Origin of the sequence: Maritimibacter harenae (assembly GCF_009882975.1) — a bacterium.
In the GTDB taxonomy this organism is placed as follows: Bacteria; Pseudomonadota; Alphaproteobacteria; order Rhodobacterales; family Rhodobacteraceae; genus Maritimibacter; species Maritimibacter harenae.
Genome location: NZ_WTUX01000011.1, coordinates 198,408 through 215,523, shown reverse-complemented (window position 1 = coordinate 215,523; position 17,116 = coordinate 198,408). Strand labels below are relative to the sequence as shown.

General features: G+C 69.4%; 15 protein-coding genes and 1 tRNA gene. 10 read left to right on the top strand and 6 right to left on the bottom strand.

The features are described from left to right. Nucleotides 1–48 precede the first annotated feature (48 nt). Nucleotides 49–122 (top strand) — tRNA-Gly (locus tag GQE99_RS07735). Between the two features lie 91 nt (nucleotides 123–213). Here GQE99_RS07735 and GQE99_RS07730 read toward each other — a convergent pair. Beyond that, nucleotides 214–1,536 carry an ABC1 kinase family protein gene (locus tag GQE99_RS07730; protein ID WP_161351025.1) on the bottom strand — a complete coding sequence of 441 codons (1,323 nt, stop codon included), beginning with the start codon at nucleotides 1,534–1,536 and terminating at the stop codon, nucleotides 214–216. Next, a complete protein-coding gene (locus tag GQE99_RS07725) occupies nucleotides 1,526–2,023 on the bottom strand; it encodes a thiol-disulfide oxidoreductase DCC family protein (protein WP_202530617.1) in 498 nt (165 codons plus the stop codon). The genes GQE99_RS07730 and GQE99_RS07725 overlap by 11 nt, the downstream gene beginning before the upstream one ends. 104 nt (nucleotides 2,024–2,127) lie before the next feature. Here GQE99_RS07725 and GQE99_RS07720 point away from each other — a divergent pair, with 104 nt between their 5' ends. Continuing rightward, nucleotides 2,128–3,285, top strand: coding sequence for a Gfo/Idh/MocA family protein (locus tag GQE99_RS07720; protein ID WP_161351024.1), 1,158 nt, complete (start codon nucleotides 2,128–2,130; stop codon nucleotides 3,283–3,285). A gap of 10 nt (nucleotides 3,286–3,295) precedes the next feature. Here GQE99_RS07720 and GQE99_RS07715 read toward each other — a convergent pair whose 3' ends face one another. Both GQE99_RS07715 and GQE99_RS07710 read right to left on the bottom strand, forming a co-directional pair. After that, entirely contained in the window at nucleotides 3,296–4,552 is a 1,257-nt protein-coding gene (locus tag GQE99_RS07715) for a vWA domain-containing protein (protein WP_161351023.1), read from the bottom strand. A 93-nt stretch (nucleotides 4,553–4,645) separates the two neighbouring features. Continuing rightward, nucleotides 4,646–5,557 carry an AAA family ATPase gene (locus GQE99_RS07710; RefSeq protein WP_161351022.1) on the bottom strand — a complete coding sequence of 304 codons (912 nt, stop codon included), beginning with the start codon at nucleotides 5,555–5,557 and terminating at the stop codon, nucleotides 4,646–4,648. Between the two features lie 237 nt (nucleotides 5,558–5,794). On the opposite strand from GQE99_RS07710, the gene GQE99_RS07705 reads away from it, so the two are divergent. The 7 genes from GQE99_RS07705 to GQE99_RS07675 all read left to right on the top strand — a co-directional run bounded on the left by GQE99_RS07705 (nucleotide 5,795) and on the right by GQE99_RS07675 (nucleotide 14,515). After that, nucleotides 5,795–6,817 (top strand): glycosyltransferase family 2 protein, encoded by a 1,023-nt coding sequence (locus GQE99_RS07705; protein ID WP_161351021.1) that lies wholly within the window; start codon nucleotides 5,795–5,797, stop codon nucleotides 6,815–6,817. Beyond that, a complete protein-coding gene (locus GQE99_RS07700; RefSeq protein ID WP_161351020.1) occupies nucleotides 6,814–7,443 on the top strand; it encodes a sulfotransferase family protein in 630 nt (209 codons plus the stop codon). The genes GQE99_RS07705 and GQE99_RS07700 overlap by 4 nt, the downstream gene beginning before the upstream one ends. Then, on the top strand, nucleotides 7,440–9,764 hold the full coding sequence (locus tag GQE99_RS07695; protein WP_161351019.1) for a glycosyltransferase family 2 protein: 2,325 nt from the start codon (nucleotides 7,440–7,442) through the stop codon (nucleotides 9,762–9,764). The genes GQE99_RS07700 and GQE99_RS07695 overlap by 4 nt, the downstream gene beginning before the upstream one ends. 3 nt (nucleotides 9,765–9,767) lie before the next feature. Beyond that, nucleotides 9,768–10,820, top strand: coding sequence for a glycosyltransferase family 2 protein (locus GQE99_RS07690; RefSeq protein ID WP_161351018.1), 1,053 nt, complete (start codon nucleotides 9,768–9,770; stop codon nucleotides 10,818–10,820). Between the two features lie 198 nt (nucleotides 10,821–11,018). Further along, nucleotides 11,019–12,059, top strand: a complete 1,041-nt coding sequence (gene pyrC / locus GQE99_RS07685) for a dihydroorotase (RefSeq protein ID WP_161351017.1) — start codon at nucleotides 11,019–11,021, stop codon at nucleotides 12,057–12,059. 42 nt (nucleotides 12,060–12,101) lie between these two features. Beyond that, nucleotides 12,102–12,785 carry an orotate phosphoribosyltransferase gene (locus GQE99_RS07680; protein WP_161351016.1) on the top strand — a complete coding sequence of 228 codons (684 nt, stop codon included), beginning with the start codon at nucleotides 12,102–12,104 and terminating at the stop codon, nucleotides 12,783–12,785. A gap of 230 nt (nucleotides 12,786–13,015) precedes the next feature. Continuing rightward, a complete protein-coding gene (locus GQE99_RS07675; protein WP_161351015.1) occupies nucleotides 13,016–14,515 on the top strand; it encodes a replicative DNA helicase in 1,500 nt (499 codons plus the stop codon). A gap of 107 nt (nucleotides 14,516–14,622) precedes the next feature. On the opposite strand, the gene GQE99_RS07670 is transcribed toward GQE99_RS07675, so the two are convergent. Next, nucleotides 14,623–15,222, bottom strand: coding sequence for a biotin transporter BioY (locus tag GQE99_RS07670; RefSeq protein ID WP_161351014.1), 600 nt, complete (start codon nucleotides 15,220–15,222; stop codon nucleotides 14,623–14,625). Nucleotides 15,223–15,310: 88 nt separating this feature from the next. Next, nucleotides 15,311–15,802 carry a DUF6314 family protein gene (locus tag GQE99_RS07665; RefSeq protein WP_235917157.1) on the bottom strand — a complete coding sequence of 164 codons (492 nt, stop codon included), beginning with the start codon at nucleotides 15,800–15,802 and terminating at the stop codon, nucleotides 15,311–15,313. On the opposite strand from GQE99_RS07665, the gene purB reads away from it, so the two are divergent. Continuing rightward, nucleotides 15,801–17,105 (top strand): adenylosuccinate lyase, encoded by a 1,305-nt coding sequence (gene purB, locus GQE99_RS07660; protein ID WP_161351013.1) that lies wholly within the window; start codon nucleotides 15,801–15,803, stop codon nucleotides 17,103–17,105. The genes GQE99_RS07665 and purB overlap by 2 nt on opposite strands. Nucleotides 17,106–17,116 lie beyond the last annotated feature (11 nt).

The following is a 17,116-nucleotide window of genomic DNA, read 5'->3' as shown; positions in this document are numbered from 1 at the left end:
CGAACGCACTTGACGCGACGCGGCGCGGGTCGTATCTGACACTCCGTTGCGGGTGTAGCTCAATGGTAGAGCAGCAGCTTCCCAAGCTGACGACGAGGGTTCGATTCCCTTCACCCGCTCCAGTTCCGCACTTCCAGACACCAAGGCACAGGCCGCGGCCTCGCGTTTGCGACGCATGGGATATGCGGCTCGGGCGGCTGACCGGCCGGCGGCCTAGACCCACGCTTCCAGCAGGCTGCGGATCGGGACACGCGCGCGCAGGCGGGCGGCCAGGCTGTAGATGCCGCCCAGTTTGCGCTGGATGAACAGCACCTGCATCGGGACCTGCGGCGGGGCGAGCCCGTCTTCGGCAAGCGCCATGCCCTCGGCCTGAAGACGCTGCGGCAGGGACGGGTCGGCACATTCGTACATGTCGGTCTCGCGCACGGACCGCATGACCTCTTCGATCATCGACAAGAGCTTCGCGCGGTGCCGCTCGGCCATGTCTGGCGAGAGAAGACCAAGCCCCGATGCGGCCGCTTCGAGCGCGTCGCTGTCATCGCGCAACCCGGCGCGCAGGAGCCGACGGTAGAGTGCCGTGATCTCCGGGGCGATGTCCATCGTGGCCCCGAAGTCGAGCAGGACGATCCGCCCTGTCTCTGGCTGGTAGCGGTAGTTGGCGTAGTTCGGATCCGTCTGCATCACGCCGAACTCGAAAAGCTCGCGCAGCGTCAGGGACACGAGCCGGCGCGCGATGCGGTCGCGTTCCTCCTGCGGGGCCGTCTGCGCGTCTTCGACCGGCACCGAGTCCATGAAGCTCATCGCGAGGATCGAGGGGCCGGACCATTCCGCCGCCAGCTCCGGCACGGCGAAGGCGCTCTCCCCGTCCAATAGCTGCGCGAACCGGACGAGCGCCCGCGCCTCCCGGTCGTAGTCCGTCTCATCGCGCAATTGGGCGCGCGCTTCCTCGAGATAGGGGGCCAGATCGAACGACTTGGGCAGAAGCCCCGAGGCCCGGACGAGAAGGCCCAGGTTGGCCACGTCGCTCTCGATGCTGTCGGCGACGCCCGGGTACTGGACCTTCACCGCAAGATCGCGCCCTTCACGGGTGCGCACCCTGTGCACCTGGCCGATCGAGGCGGCCGCGATGGGGCGGGTATCGAACGGCTCGAACTGCTGGATCCACCCCTTCGGCCAGTTCGCGTCGAGCACCTTCTTCAGCTGCGCCGGCGGCATGAAATGCGCGTCCGCGCGCAAGCGCGCGAAGACATCGGCCAGCTCCTTCGGCATCACGTCGCCCGCGTCCATCGAAATCAGCTGACCCAGCTTCATCGCAGCGCCCCGCATGTGGGCCAGTTCATCCGCGACGCGGCGCATGTTGCCCGGGGTCATCAGGAGGTCGTTGAAACGCGGCCGCCGCCCGCGCGACAGCTCGGCCGCGCCGTTCCACGCGATGTTGCCGAGCAGGCCACCCGCAAGGCCGCCGATCCGGCGCGCGCGGCTCAGGCGGCGCGCCGGGACGGCGAGCGGGCGGACCGGGGGCGGATCATCCGTCATGCGGTGCCCTGCCCCCGTGGCCTGCCTCGCTGTTCATGGGCTTGGCCCCCAGCAGGCGCGCGAGACGCGACAGGAGCGGCCTGACGGGCAGGAAGGCGCGGTAGGCCAGCTCGAGAACCGGCATGACGCCCGGAAGGCGCGCGAGGTGGGCCGCCCAGCGCCAGCTCGGCAGCGCCTCCCATACCGCGACGAACCCGGCCGCGCCGGCGCGCAGCGTGCCGTCCCCGGTGCGCACGTGGAACCGTTTCATTGCCGCCTCGCGCGACACGTCCCCGGCCAAGGCCACATCCGGGTCGGATACGTCGACGAACGCCACGTCGGTCCCGGACGCGGCCTTCTCGTACTGGCCGATCTCCCACGAACACAGCGCGCAGGATCCGTCGAAGTAGATGGTCGTCTCCGCCGCGCCCGCATCGTGCCGCGCGTCGCCGGTGCGCGCGGAGGGGGCGACAGCAGTTTGGGGTTTCGCATGCGTCATGATGGTCATCATACGCATCCGGGCTTCGCGTGGATCTGGCACGGGCCGAACCGCTCCCCCTCGGGCGCCCCGGGGGCAGACGCCGCGGCCCGGAGCAGTATGCTGGGGCCGACATGAACAGATTCGCAAGCAGGACAGGGCCGATCCGGCTGGGCATGATCGGCGGCGGCCAGGGCGCCATGATCGGCGGGGTGCACCGCGTGGCCGCGCGGCTCGATGGTCATTTCGAACTCGTCGCGGGCGCGCTTTCCTCGACCGAGGAGAAGGCCCGCGCCTCGGCCGCCGAGGTGGGGATCGCGCCCGACCGGACCTATGCCGACTACGCCGAGATGGCCGCGCGCGAGGCGGCACGCACCGACGGGATCGAGGCCGTCGCGGTCGTGGTGCCCAACCACATGCACCTGCCGGTGGCCCGCGCCTTCCTCGCGCAAGGCATCCACGTGATCTGCGACAAGCCACTGACGGGCACGCTGGCGGATGCGCAGGCGTTGAAGGCGGCGGCGGAGGCCTCCGAAGCGCTGTTCATCCTCACCCACAATTATTCCGGCTACCCGATGGTGCGCGAGGCGCAGGCCCGCGTCGCGCGCGGCGACCTGGGCGACATCCGCGTGGTGCAGGTGCAATACGCGCAGGACTGGCTGGCCGAGGACCCCGGCGACGGCAACAAGCAGGCCGCCTGGCGCACCGATCCGGCGCGCTCCGGCGCGGGCGGGGCCACGGGCGACATCGGCACCCATGCCTGGCAACTGATGCGCTTCGTCACCGGGCTCTCGCCTACGGCGCTCGCGGCGGACCTGCAGGCCTTCGTGCCGGGGCGGACGCTCGACGACAATGCCCACGTGATGATGCGCTTCGATGGCGGCGCGCGCGGCATGCTGTGGTGCAGCCAGGTCGCGGCGGGCGAGGAGAACGCGCTGTCGCTGCGGGTCTACGGCACGAAAGCCGGGATCGAGTGGCGGCAGGAAGAGCCGAACGTGCTGCGCGTCACGCCCTTGGGGGGCACGCGCCAGTTCGTCACCCGTGCCTCGCGTGCCACCACGGAGGGCTCGCGCCGCCTCACACGCATTCCGCCGGGCCATCCCGAGGGCTTTCTCGAAGCCTTCGCGAACATCTACGGCGAAGCTGCACAGGCGATCCGGGCCGCCCGCACGGGCGCACCGTGGCCCGAGGGCGTCACCTTCCCGACCGTCGCGGACGGGGTCGAGGGCGTCGCGTTCGTGGAGGCCTGCGTGCGCTCCTCCCGAGGCGATGCGGCCTGGGTGGCCCTCTAACGCGCTGCGCTCACAGGAGCGCCATCAGCCGTGCCTTGTCGCCCGCGTCGTCGGGCCTGGACAACGCCTGCGCGAGGGCCGCGAGCGAGGCGATGTTATGGCCCGCCCGGAAACTGTCGACATGGGGCAACATGGCGCGGATGCCCGCGGCCTTGGGCGCGAAGCCTTCCCAGCGCAGGAGCGGGTTGAGCCAGATCACCCGACGCGCAGAGAGGTGCAGCCGCTCCATCTCGCGCGCGAGCCGGTCGGGGTCGTCCCGGTCGAGCCCGTCGGTGATGATCAGGACCACCGCCCCCTGCCCCATCACCCGGCGCGACCAGTCGCGATTGAAGGCGTGGAGGCATTCGCCGATCCGTGTGCCGCCCTCCCAATCCTGCGCCTCGGCCCCGGCGGCGGCGAGCGCCGCGTCCACGTCGCGCGTGGCGAGGTGGCGCGTGATGTTGGTCAGCCGCGTGCCAAAGGTGAAACCATGCACCTTCGCCCAGCCCGCGCCCTTCTGGTTGGCCACGGAATGAAGGAAATGCAGCACCATCCGGCTGTAGGAGGACATGGACCCCGAGATATCGCAGAGCACCACGAGGTTGGGCCAGCGCAGGCGGCGCTCGCGCGTGGCGAGGTCGCGGATCTCGCCACCCTGGCGCATCGCGTCGCGCATAGTGCGCCGCCAGTCCGGCATGGCGCCGTGGCGCGCGCTGCGGGTGCGGCGGGACCGGAGCGGGCGCACGGGCAATTCGAGGCGCGCGATCATGCGCTTGGCTTCGGCCACCTCGGCCGTCGACATCTGCTCGAAGTCGAGCGTGCGCAGGCGCTCCTCGCCCGACATCGTGAGGGACGCGTCGACCTCGATCTCGGTGTCACGTTCGTCCTCGCCGTCGCCGCCCTCGGGCAACTCCGGCTCGATCCCGTCGAGAAGCGCCTCGGCCGCGCGCTTCTCGGCCGCGGCCGCCGCGCGTTCTTCCTGCACCCCGCGCACCGCCGGGAGCATCATGGACATCATGTGCTCGAGATAACGCGGATCGCGCCAGTAGAGGCGAAAGACCTGGTGGAAGACCCGCCGCTCCTCGGGGCGGGTGACGAAGACGGCATGCAGCGTCCAGTAGAAATCGGTCTTCGAGGTGAAACCCGTCGCCGCCACGGCGCGCGCGGCCTCGATCACGGTGCCCGGCCCCGCCTTCAGCCCGGCCTTGCGCAGCGCGCGGGCGAAATGGGTGAGGTTCGCGACCAGCTTCGGGTCGTCGGGCAGGTCGAGATCCGGAAGGCCCTCCATCTCAGCCCTCGAACGGCGCTGGCGCGCTGTCCGACCCGTGCGAGGGGCTCTGCCCCTCGCGCTCCCCGAAGTATTTGAGGAACGATGAAGGGGTCATGCGGTTTCGAGCGCCTGGCGGCTTTCCTCGAGGAGGCGCGCGGCCCCGGAGCCCGCGAGGCGCTGGATGTCGTCCTGGTATTTCAGGATCGCGCCCAGCGTGTCGGCGATCACCTCCGGCGAGAGGTCGATCACGTCGAGGGCGAGCAGGCACTTGGCCCAGTCGATCGTCTCGGCCACCCCGGGTTTCTTGAACAGGTCCTCGGTGCGCAGCCGCTGCACGAAGGCGATGATCTCGCGGCTGAGCTTTTCCGAGGCTTCGGGGGCGCGGGCCGAGAGGATTTCCATCTCCCGGTCGAAGGACGGGTAGTCGACCCAATGGTAGAGGCAGCGGCGCTTGAGCGCGTCGTGCACCTCCCGCGTGCGGTTCGAGGTGAGGATCACGATCGGGGGCTCCGGCGCGCGGATGGTGCCGAGTTCGGGGATCGTCACCTGGAAGTCGCTCAGTGCCTCGAGCAGGAACGCCTCGAAGGGTTCGTCGGTGCGGTCGAGTTCGTCGATCAGGAGCACCGGCGCGCCGCCGGCCTGGGGCGACATCGCCTCGAGCAGCGGGCGGCGGATCAGGTAGCGGTCCGAGAAAAGCTCGTCCGTCAGCGCCTCCCGGTCGGTGCCCTCGGTGACCTCGGCGGTGCGGATCGCGACCATCTGGGCGGGAAAGTTCCATTCGTAGACGGCGGAGGCCGCATCCAGCCCCTCGTAGCATTGCAGTCGGATGAGCCGGCGGCCCAGCGCGGCGGCGAGCGCCTTGGCGAGCTCGGTCTTGCCCACGCCCGCCTCGCCTTCGAGAAAGAGCGGCCGGCCCAGCTTGAGCGCCAGGAAGCTCACCGTGGCGAGCGCCCGGCCCACCACGTAATCCTGCGATGCGAGCAGCCGCTCGACCCCGTCGATGTCCTCGGGAATGTCGGTCATGCACCCTCCTCCTGTCACGGGCATGGGACATGTGTGACATGAAAGGGTCAAGCGCGGCATGCCTCACGCCCTCGTCAATTGGTCGTAAGCGGAGCGCGTTCCCGGGAAAACGTTGACGTTTTTCCGCCGGCCCGCGCATAGTGTGTCCACCATCACGCGAGAGACCGGGCGCACCCGGCGACGGCGAGCAGGCACGGACATGACACGCATTCTCCATATCCCGGCGACGGTGCGCTGATGCGCATCACCGCGGTCACCTGCGTGAAGAACGAGGGGCCGTTCCTTGTGGAATGGGTCGCTTTCAACCGGCTGATCGGTGTCACGGACTTCCTGGTCTACTCGAACGATTGCGACGACGGGACCGATGCGCTGCTCGACGCGCTGGCCGCAAGGGACCTGGTCACGCACCTGCCGAACCCGGCCCTGGGGCGCAACTACCAGATGGAGGCGCTGAAGGACGCGACGCGCCAGCCGGTCGTGCGTGATGCAGACTGGGTCTGGGTCGCGGACGTGGACGAGTTTCTGAACATCCACGTGGGCGACGGCACGCTCCCCGCGCTCATCGCGGCCTGCGGTGATCCGCAGGCGATCTCGGTCACGTTCCAGTTCATGGCGAACGGCGGGATCGAGCGGTTCGAGGATCGCCCGGTGATCGAGCAATTCCCCCGCACCCACAATCCCGACATCTGGTGCGACCAGCTGGACCAGGAGGTCAAGACGCTGACGCGGCGGGATTTTCCGCTCCGGTATTTCGGCGCCCACCGCCCCTTCATCAAGGGCGGCGCCGAAGCCGCCGGGGCGCCGCGCTGGACCGACGGGTCGGGGCGCGAGGTGCCGTGGAAGTTCCGCGTGGCCGCCAGCAAGGACCGCAAGCGCAAGTTCCCGGCCAAGGGGGCACGTGCCTTCGCGACGCTGAACCATTACGCGCTGCGCTCGCTCGACAGTTACCTCGTGAAGAACGAGCGGGGCGACGTGAACCGCGAACACCGCGCCTTCGACGATACCTACTGGCGCGAGCGCAACGACGGGGCGTGGGAAGACCGGTCGATCGAGCGCCACCTGCCGCGGTTGCGCGAGGACATGGCGGCGCTCCTGGCCGACCCGGACATCGGCGCGCTTCACGCCGCCGCCTGCGACGCCCACCGCGCCAAGCGCGACGCGCTGATGGAACAGCCGGCCCTGCGCGACCTGCGCGCGCGCCTTTTGGCCTGCCCCGGCGTGAGCCCTGCCGAAGCCGCGCTGATGGAGCTGATCGAATGAGCGTGCCCAAGATCATCAACCTCGGGCTGCCGAAGTCGGGCACCACGACGCTCGCCACCGCCTTCATCGCGGCCGGGCTCAGGGTGGCCGACTGGATGGCGCGCGACCCGGAGGGACGGAAGCTGGGCTTCGTCGGGCGACAGTTCTACCTCGGCTATTTCGAGACCGGGGACCCGCTGTCCACGCTTCCCGATTTCGACGCCTATACCGAGATCTCGGTCGTGCGCCGCGGCCGCAACTTCTGGCCCCAGACCGACTGGGCCCTGATCGACGCGATCCGCCGCCATCATCCGGGGGCCCGGTTCCTGCTGTCCGCGCGTGACCCGGTCAAACACGCCGACAGCATCCGCCGCTGGTCGAACCTCGGCCGCACGCGGCTGCCGGAAAACCACGTTCCGGGTCTGCCGCAATGGCACGGCGGCAAGCCCGGCGAGATCGAGCGCTGGATCGAGGGCCATATCACCTTCTGCCGCCATGTCTTCGCGGGCGCCGACGATTTCCTCGAATTCGACATCGCCGACCCGGACGCCCCGGCCCGGATCTCGGCCTTCACAGGGGTCGATCTGCCCTGGTGGGGCAAGGCCAACGTGAACGAAAACCGCCCGGCGGACGGGGGCGACGGGTGAGGATCGTCCTCCACATCGGGCTGCCCCGGTGCGGGGCCGAGCGGCTCCAGGCCGTGATGGACGAGACCCGCGGCGCGTTGGCGAAGGCGGGCGTGATCTATTCCGGGCTCGGGCGACAGGCCCACACGCGGCTCTACATGGCGGTGAGCGATCCGGGCCACGTCGACCCGTTGCGCCACGCCCGCGGTTTCGCCCCGGCCCGCGCGCAGGCCGCGCTGCACCGGCGCGTGGCCCAGGACCTGGCGGCCGAGGTCGCGCACGCGGCACCGCAGGTCCTCGTGCTCTCCGCGGCGCAGCTGGCCACCCTGCCCAACGCGACGGAGCTCAAGCGCCTGCACGCCCTGCTCGCCCCGCTGTCCGAGGACATCGAGGTGGTCGCCCACGTGGACGAGCCCGCGCGCCTGCTGGCGCGCCACTATGACGCGGCCGTGCGCGCGGGGCGCCGCGCGCCCCTGTCGCGGGAGCTCGCGATGGCCGGGGCCGACAACTGGCGCAAGGCCGCGCTCGCCGATTGGAACCGCATCGACCCGCAGCGCATGGAGTTTCCCGAAATCCAGGGCGTGCCCCACTGGATCGACCTGCCCACGCTGGTCGCCCGCTGGGCACGCGTGTTCGGGGCCGACCGCGTGCGACTGCGCCCCTACGACCCGGCGCGCTTCGCCTCTGCGGAAGTCACCGCGGAGATCGCCGCGATGGTGGGCCGCGACCTGTCACTCGGCACGGTCGACGCGGTGTCCCTGCCCGCGCGCCCCTCGGCAGAGACGCTCGCCCGCGGCCGCGCATTGAACATGGTCTTCGGCAAGCTCATGGAGACCGGGCGCATCGTCCCCCGCGCGCTCCAGGGCCGCTTCATGGAGGCGGTCGAAATCGCCGGCGACCCCGTCGCCCCCGGCACGCTCGCCGCGCTGTCGGACCGCTTCGCGCCGGATCTCGCGCCGCTCGTGGCCGATCACCCGGCCATCGCCGAGGCGCTGCGCCCCGACGCGCCCCTGCCCGCCTGGCAGGAGGCCGGGACCACCCACGGCTTTCGCGCCACGCAATACGCCGCCGCGGCCCTGCCGCAGATCGAGGCGGCCACGGACGAGGTTCGCCGCCGCGCGGCGCAGGCCCGGACCGGTGACACGCCCGACGCCCGCCTCGGCCCCGTGGCCGAGAAGCTCCTCTCCCCGCGGGCGAAGGAGAATTTCGACCACCTGCGCCGCGGCCGCTTCGCCCCGCACAACCGGCTGGGCTTCGCGGACGAGGATGTGGCCGGCGTGCCCTTTACCGAGGTCCGCCCGCGCACCCCGCCCCCCGGGCAGAGCGGCAACGTGATCGTGGGCTGCATGAAGAACGAGGCCCCCTACATCCTCGAATGGATCGCCTACCACCGGATGATCGGCGTCGACGGCTTCCTGATCTACACCAACGACTGCACCGACGGGACCGACGCGCTTCTCGACCGGCTGGCCGAGCTGGGGCTCGTCCAGCACCGCGACAATTCCGATTGGACGGGCAGCTCCCCGCAGCAGCACGCGCTCAACCGGGCGCTCGACGAGCCCATCGTGCGCAATGCCGAATGGGTGATCCACACCGACGTGGACGAGTTCATCAACATCCGCTGCGGCAACGGCCGGCTCGAGGACCTGTTCGCCCGCGTGCCGGAGGCCACCAACATCGCCATGACCTGGCGGCTCTTCGGCCACAACGGGGTGCGGACGCTGTCCGACGACCTGGTGATCGACCTTTTCGACGACGCGGCCCCGAAATACTGCCCCAAACCCCACACGGCCTGGGGCTTCAAGACGATGACCCGCAACATCGGCGCCTACGGCAAGCTGTCGTGCCACCGGCCCAACCAGCTCGACCCTGCGCTGCGCGACCAGGTGCACTGGGTGAACGGTTCCGGCCAGCCGATGACGGAGCGCTACAAGGACAAGGGGTGGCGCTCGGACCTGAAGACGATCGGCTACGACCTCGTGCAACTCAACCACTACGCGCTGCGCTCGGCCGAAAGTTTCCTGGTCAAGCGCCAGCGCGGGCGCGCCCTGCACGTGGACCGGTCGATCGGGATCAACTACTGGGTCCGGATGGACTGGGGCGGCTACCGCGACGTGACGATCAAGCGCAACATCCCGCGCCTGCGCGCCGAGATGGCGCGGCTTTTCGAGGACCCCGAACTGGCCCGGCTCCACGCGGCGGGCCTCGACTGGCACCGCGCCAAGGCGCGGAACCTGCGCGCGACGCCCGAGTTCCGCGCGCTCTACGACCAGGCGCTCGAAGCGCGGCTCACACCGATGGAGCGCGTCGCCTTCGCCCTGTCTCTCGGCATGGAGAGCTAGGTCATGCGCGCCACCGCCGTTCTCACCGTGCGCAACGAGGGCGCCTTTCTCCTGGAATGGGTGGCCCACCACCTCGGGATCGGGTTCACGGACCTCGTGATCCTGTCAAACGATTGCGACGACGGCACCGACAGGATGCTCGACCGGCTGGCCGAGATCGCGCCCGTCCACCACCTGCGCAACGAGGCCCCGCACGAAGACGGCGGCGTCCAGTTCACCGGCCTCAAGCGCGCCGACGCCCACCCGGCGGTACGCGCGGCCGACTGGCTCTGCGCGCTCGACGTGGATGAATTCGTCAACATCCACGCGGGCGACCACACGCTGGACGCGCTCCTCGATGCGCTGCCCGAGGCGGACGCGATCACGCTCACCTGGCGGCTCTTCGGCAACGGCGGCGTGGTGCGCTTCGACGACCTGCCGATCACGGCCCAGTTCACCCGCGCGGCGCCCGAGATCATGTACTGGCCCTGGCGCGCCGCGATGTTCAAGACGCTCTACCGAAACGACGGGGCCTACGCCAGGCTGGGGGTCCATCGGCCCCGCGCCCCCTCGGGAAAGGCCGACACGGCCCGGTGGTTCGACGGGCACGGCCGCGACCTGGGCCCGCGTTTTCGCCGGGGGCCGATCTTCTCGCCCTACGGGCGGCCGAACTACGGGCTTGCGCAGCTCAACCACTACCCGCTCGGCGCGATGGAGAGCTACATCCTCAAACGCGACCGCGGCCGGGCCGTGCACGCGGGCGAGCCGCTCGGGCTCGACTACTGGACCGAGCGCAACTGGGTTGCCGAGGAAGACACCTCGATCCGCCAGTCGGACGCGCTGCGAGACCCGTGGCTCACCCGCCTGATGGGCGACGCACCCCTGGCCGAGCTCCACGCCGAGGCGGTGCTCTGGCGGCGGCAGCGCTTCGACCGGCTGATGCTCGAGGAACCCAACCGCGCGCTCTTCGGCCGCCTCCTCATGAGCCCCCCGGCCCGGCCTCTGCCACCCGAAGCCGCGAAGATGCTCATCGCCTACGGCCAGCGCGCCGCCCGCACCCGGCGCGACCGGACCTGACCCGGCGCCCCTTCTCTGTTTGCGAAATACCTTCGGGGGGAACGCGCGCCAGCGCGTGGGGGGCAGACAGCCCCCCGGCGGCGCCGGGGACCGGGGCGCACCCGCCGCGACCGGGCGCAGCCCGGGCGCAACACCTTCCCGGGTCCGCCCCGGATTTCCCCCTAGCCCTGCGCCGGCCAACGGGCTAATCCCCCTCCCATGACGCAAAGCCTCACGATCCGCCGCCCCGACGACTGGCACCTCCACCTGCGCGACGGCGCGATGATGGAAACGGTGCTGCCCGAAACCGCGCGCCACTTCGGCCGCGCCATCATCATGCCGAACCTGGTGCCACCGGTCGTGACCGGCGCGGACGCGGCGGCCTACCGCGACCGGATCCTGGCCGCGCTGCCCGCGGACATGACGTTCGAGCCGCTTATGACGCTCTACATGACCGAGGAAACGGACCCCGAGGACGTGCGCCGGGCCGCCGCGTCCGGCCTCGTGAAGGCGGTGAAGCTCTACCCGGCCGGCGCGACGACCAACTCCTCTTCCGGCGTGCGCGACTTCGACCGGATTCGCGGGGTGCTCGAGGTGATGGCCGAGATCGGCCTGCCGCTCTGCGTGCATGGCGAGGTGACCGACGCCGAGATCGACATCTTCGACCGTGAGGCCGTGTTCATCGACCGGGTGCTCGACCCGATCCGGCGCAAGACCCCCGGGCTCCGGGTGGTGATGGAGCACATCACCACGGCCCAGGCCGCCGATTACGTGAAGGGCGGCGACGAGAGCCTCGCCGCCACGATCACCGTCCAGCACCTCATGCTGGAGCGCAACGACATGCTCGTGGGCGGCATGCGCCCGCATTACTACTGCCTGCCGATCCTGAAACGGCGCGACCACCGGGACGCGCTCGTGGCGCTGGCCACCTCCGGGTTCGAACGGACCTTCCTGGGCACCGACAGCGCGCCGCACCCGACCCACAGGAAAGAGGCGGAATGCTGCGCGGCCGGTGCCTTCACCGCCCCCATCGCGCTGTCCTGCATCGCCGAGGTGTTCGAGGCGCAGGGCGCGCTCGACAAGTTCGAGGCCTTCGTCTCGCTGAACGGGCCGGCCTTCTACGGCCTTCCCGTATCCGACGAAACGCGCACGCTCACCAAGGGCGACACCGTCGATTTTCCGGCCACGCTCGACGCGGGCGACGACACCGTGACCGTGTTCGATCCCGGCGTCCCGCTGCATTGGCACGTGTCCGCCTGACGCTCACCCGCGCGGCCCGCGCGCCTACGCTTGGAGACCCTGATGATCCCGACATCCTTTCCCGACAAATCCGAAATCGCCCGCCTGTCCGCCCGGATGCTGCTGGAGATCGGCGCGGTGAACTTCCGGCCAGAGGATCCCTTCATCCTCGCCTCCGGCCTGCCGAGCCCGACCTACATCGACTGCCGCAAGCTCATTTCCTTTCCGCGCATCCGGTCGACGCTCATGGATTTCATGGCCGTCACGGTGATGCGCGAGGCGGGCTTCGAGGCGTTCGACAACATCGCGGGCGGCGAGACCGCGGGCATCCCCTTCGCCGCGCTCGTGGCCGAGCGGCTTGCCCTGCCGATGACCTACGTGCGCAAGAAACCCAAGGGCTACGGGCGCAACGCGCGCATCGAGGGCGCCATGAGCGAGGGCGAGCGCGTCCTGCTGGTCGAGGACCTGACCACCGATGGCGGCTCCAAGCTCTCCTTCGTCGACGCGATCCGCGACACCGGCGCGACCTGCGGGCACACGGCGGTGATCTTCTACTACGGCATCTTCCCTGAAACCGAGAAGACGCTGGGCGATCACGGGGTCGCGCTGCATTACCTGTGCACCTGGTGGGACGTTCTGGCCGAGGCGAAAGCTTCGGGCGCGTTCGAGGCCGGGACGCTCGCCCAGGTGGAGGAATTCCTCAACGATCCGCGGGCGTGGCAGGACAAGCACAAGGTCGAGAAATAAACAGTTCACCGGGCCCCGGCCCTGTGCATGGATTGTGGACGACTCGGCGCGTGCCTTGCCGCATCGCTCCAGATGTAGAAATAATCGGAACGCGTGCTACACTATCATGGGGTGAGCGCGCGTCCCGGACATCGCCTGCGTGATTGGCCCACAGGGTTATCCACGATCTTATTGGACTGGCGTGCGCGCGCCCGCCCGTCTATGCCCGCCCAACATCATCGGGGGATGACATGAGCGAAGTGGCACCGTTCCGGCCGGGTGAGACGCCGGACAACAGCGAAGATGCGGCCGATGCGATGCCGCACAACATCGAGGCCGAGCAGCAGCTCCTGGGCGCGATCCTGACCAACAACGAGGTCTACGACCGCGTGGCCCAGATCGTGCGGCCCGAGCATTTCTACGAACCCGTGCACAAGCGGATCTACGAGATCGCCGAGCAGCGCATCTCGAAGAACGCGCTCGCCTCCCCGGTGACGATCAAGGCGTTCATGGAAGAGGACGAGGGGCTCAAGGAACTGGGCGGCCCGCCCTACCTCGCCCGTCTCGCCGGGGCCGCGATCTCGTCCTTCGCCGCGCGCGACTACGCGCAGCTCATCTACGAGATGCACCAGCGGCGCGAGCTGATCCGGCTGGGCGCCGACATCTCCGCGCGCGCGACGCGCTTCGAGAAGGACAACGACCCGTCCGAGCAGATCGTCGCCGCCGAACAATCGCTCTACAAGCTCGCCGAGACCGGTCAGGCCACCACCGGCTTCACGTCCTTCCTGTCCGCCGTCACCGAGGCCGTGCAGGTCGCCAACGCCGCCTACCAGCGCGACGGGGGCCTCGCGGGCGTGTCCACCGGCCTTACCGACATGGACAAGAAGCTCGGCGGTCTGCACCGGTCGGACCTCCTGATCCTCGCCGGGCGTCCGTCGATGGGTAAGACCTCGCTCGCCACCAACATCGCCTTCAACATCGCCAAGGCCTACAAGCGCGGGAAACTCCCCGACGGGTCCGAGGGCGCGGTGAACGGCGGCGTGGTGGGCTTCTACTCGCTCGAAATGAGCGCCGAGCAGCTGGCCGCGCGGATCCTGTCCGAAGCCTCCGAGGTGCCGTCGGAGCAGATCCGGCGCGGCGACATGACCGAGCAGGAGTTCCGCCGTTTCGTCGATGCCGCCAAGGCGCTGGAGAGCTGCCCGCTCTTCATCGACGACACGCCCGCCCTGCCCATCGCGCAGCTCGCCGCCCGTGCCCGCCGGCTCAAGCGCGAACACGGGCTCGACGTGCTCTTCGTCGACTACCTGCAGCTTGTGCGCGGCACGGCGGAGAACCGGGTGAACGAGATCGCCGAGATCTCGATGGGTCTGAAGGCCATCGCCAAGGAACTGAACATCCCCGTCGTGGCGCTGTCGCAGCTGTCGCGGCAGGTCGAAAGCCGCGACGACAAGCGGCCGCAGCTCTCGGACCTGCGGGAATCGGGCTCGATCGAGCAGGACGCCGACGTGGTCATGTTCGTGTTCCGCGAGGAATACTACGTGGAGCGCGAGAAACCGTCCGACGACCGGCTCGAGGAAATGGCCGCCTGGCAGGAGCGCATGGAGCGCCTGCACGGCCGCGCCGAGGTCATCATCGGCAAGCAGCGCCACGGCCCGATCGGCACCGTCGAACTGAGCTTCGAGGGCCGCTTCACCCGCTTCGGCAACATCGTCCAGCCCTGGCAGCAAGGCGGCGGCGGCGACGGGTTCTGATCCGCATATTGCACGCGAACGTCGGCGCGCATTTCATTGCAAGAAAAAGAAAAAAGGCGCGTGGGCAACCCCACGCGCCTTTTCGATTTTCTGACCGCAGGCCGGGATCAGCCGCGGGCGTTGCCCACCAGCTTCCAGGCGGCCGGCAGGATCAGCGCGGCCAGCGCGAGCTTCAGCGCGTCGCCGATCAGGAAGGGCGTCAGGCCCCACTCGAGGATCGGGGCGTCGAGGCCGTGCAGATGCGTGAGCCAGGCGAGGCCCGGGACGTAGATGATCACGTTGCCGATCAGCATCGCGGCGGCCATCCACATGATCGAGCGGTCCCAGCCGCGGCGCGCCAGCACGCCGAGCGCGGCGGTCGCCAGCACGTAGCCCGCGAGGTAGCCGCCGGTGCCGCCCAGCATGTAGGCGATGCCCGAGGCCCCTTCACCGGTGCCGGCGAACACGTTGAAGCCCAGCGCGCCCAGCGCCATGTAGCCCAGGATCGTCACAAGCCCGAGGCGCGGGCCATAGGCGGCGCCGAGGCCCAGCACCGCGAAGGTGCCCATCGTGATCGGCACCGGCCACATCGGCACGCGGATCTTCGCGGCCACTGCCAGGATGGCGATCCCCGCGATCACCAGCGCCGCCTGCTTCACGCGAAGCGCCGTGCCGGAGGTCGGGCCGAAGGCCTCGCTCAGCACCTTGTCGTTCATCATCGTCGCCATGTGGGTTGTCCCCCCTGTAAAGCTGCATTCGTTCCCGCCGTTTTGCCGCACCCGCAGCATTATGGCAAGGGCGCAGGCCCGTGCGCGCTCACGGGGCGAGGCGCATGTATTCGCTGACCATCGTGTAATCCTTGCGCGGCCCCTCGACCGTCCAGACCGCGCGCCAGTCGGGCCACAGCGTGAAATCGTAGGCCACGCGGTAGTCGTCGGGATCGCACCAATGGGCGGCGACGGGCGCCTGGTCGCCGCCGATCAGGTGGAAGAACCGGCCGTCCTCGAAATAGACCTCGATCCCCTCCGCCCCCTGGCGCCAGAGGTAGGTGCGGGTCGCCGCATACGGGGTCTGGCCGTCGAAGGTCAGCTCCCCCGCCTCCCGGCACGTCAGCCCCTGCCCGTCCGGCGCGAAGGTGACGATCCCTTCGAAACGCCCCTGGCTTCCGGCCAGCCGGTCGTCGATCTGGCGCGCGATGCGCCAGCGCCCTTCGAAGTCGTAAAGCGTTGCCATGCTCACCTTGCCCTTGTCCGGGCGCGAGTCTATGACGCCCGCGATCCCGCGACAAACCGAAAGGCCCGGCCTCATGATCCCGCGTTACGCCCGCAAAGAGATGACCGACATCTGGGAACCCGCCACCAAGTTCAAGATCTGGTACGAGATCGAGGCCCATGCCTGCGACGCGCAGGCCGAGCTGGGGGTGATCCCGAAGGAGAACGCCGAAGCCGTCTGGAAGGCCAAGGACGTTGAATTCGACGTCGCCCGGATCGACGAGATCGAGGCCGTGACCAAACACGACGTGATCGCCTTCCTCACCCATCTCGCCGAACACGTGGGCTCGGACGAGGCGCGCTTCGTCCACCAGGGGATGACCAGCTCGGACGTCCTCGACACCTGCCTCAACGTGCAGCTCGTGCGCGCCGCCGACATCCTGATCAAGGACATGGACGGCCTGCTCGCCGCGCTCAAGAAGCGCGCGATGGAGCACAAGATGACCGTGCGCGTGGGGCGCAGCCACGGCATCCATGCCGAGCCGACCACGATGGGCCTGACCTTCGCGCGCTTCTATGCCGAGATGGACCGCAACCTCGCCCGCCTGAAGGCCGCGCGCGAGGAAGTGGCGACCGGCGCGATCTCCGGCGCGGTGGGCACGTTCGCCAACATCGACCCGCATGTCGAGGAACACGTCTGCAAGATGCTGGGCCTCAAGCCCGAGCCGATCTCGACCCAGGTGATCCCGCGCGACCGCCACGCGATGTTCTTCGCCACGCTGGGCGTCATCGCCTCCTCGATCGAGAACGTGGCCATCGAGGTGCGCCACATGCAGCGCACCGAGGTGCTTGAAGGCGCCGAGTTCTTCTCGATGGGCCAGAAGGGGTCGTCGGCGATGCCGCACAAGAAGAACCCGGTCCTGACCGAGAACCTCACGGGCCTCGCACGCCTCATCCGCATGACCGTGATCCCGGCGATGGAGAACGTGGCGCTCTGGCACGAGCGCGACATCTCGCACTCGTCGGTCGAGCGCGGCATCGCGCCGGACGCGACCGTGACGCTCGACTTCGCGCTCAACCGCCTCACCGGCGTGATCGACAAGATGATCATCTACCCGGAGAACATGCTCGAGAACATGAACAAGTTCCCCGGGCTGGTGATGTCCCAGCGCGTGCTCCTGGCGCTCACGCAGGCCGGCGTGTCGCGCGAAGACGCCTACGCGATGGTGCAGCGCAACGCGCTCAGGGTCTGGGAGAACCGCGAGGATTTCCAGGAGCTCCTGCTCAACGACCCCGAGGTCGTGGCGGCGCTTGGCGAGGACGGAATCCGTGCGAAATTCGACATGGATTACCACACCAAGCACGTCGACACGATCTTCAAGCGCGTCTTCGGGGCGTGATCGCGGGCGCG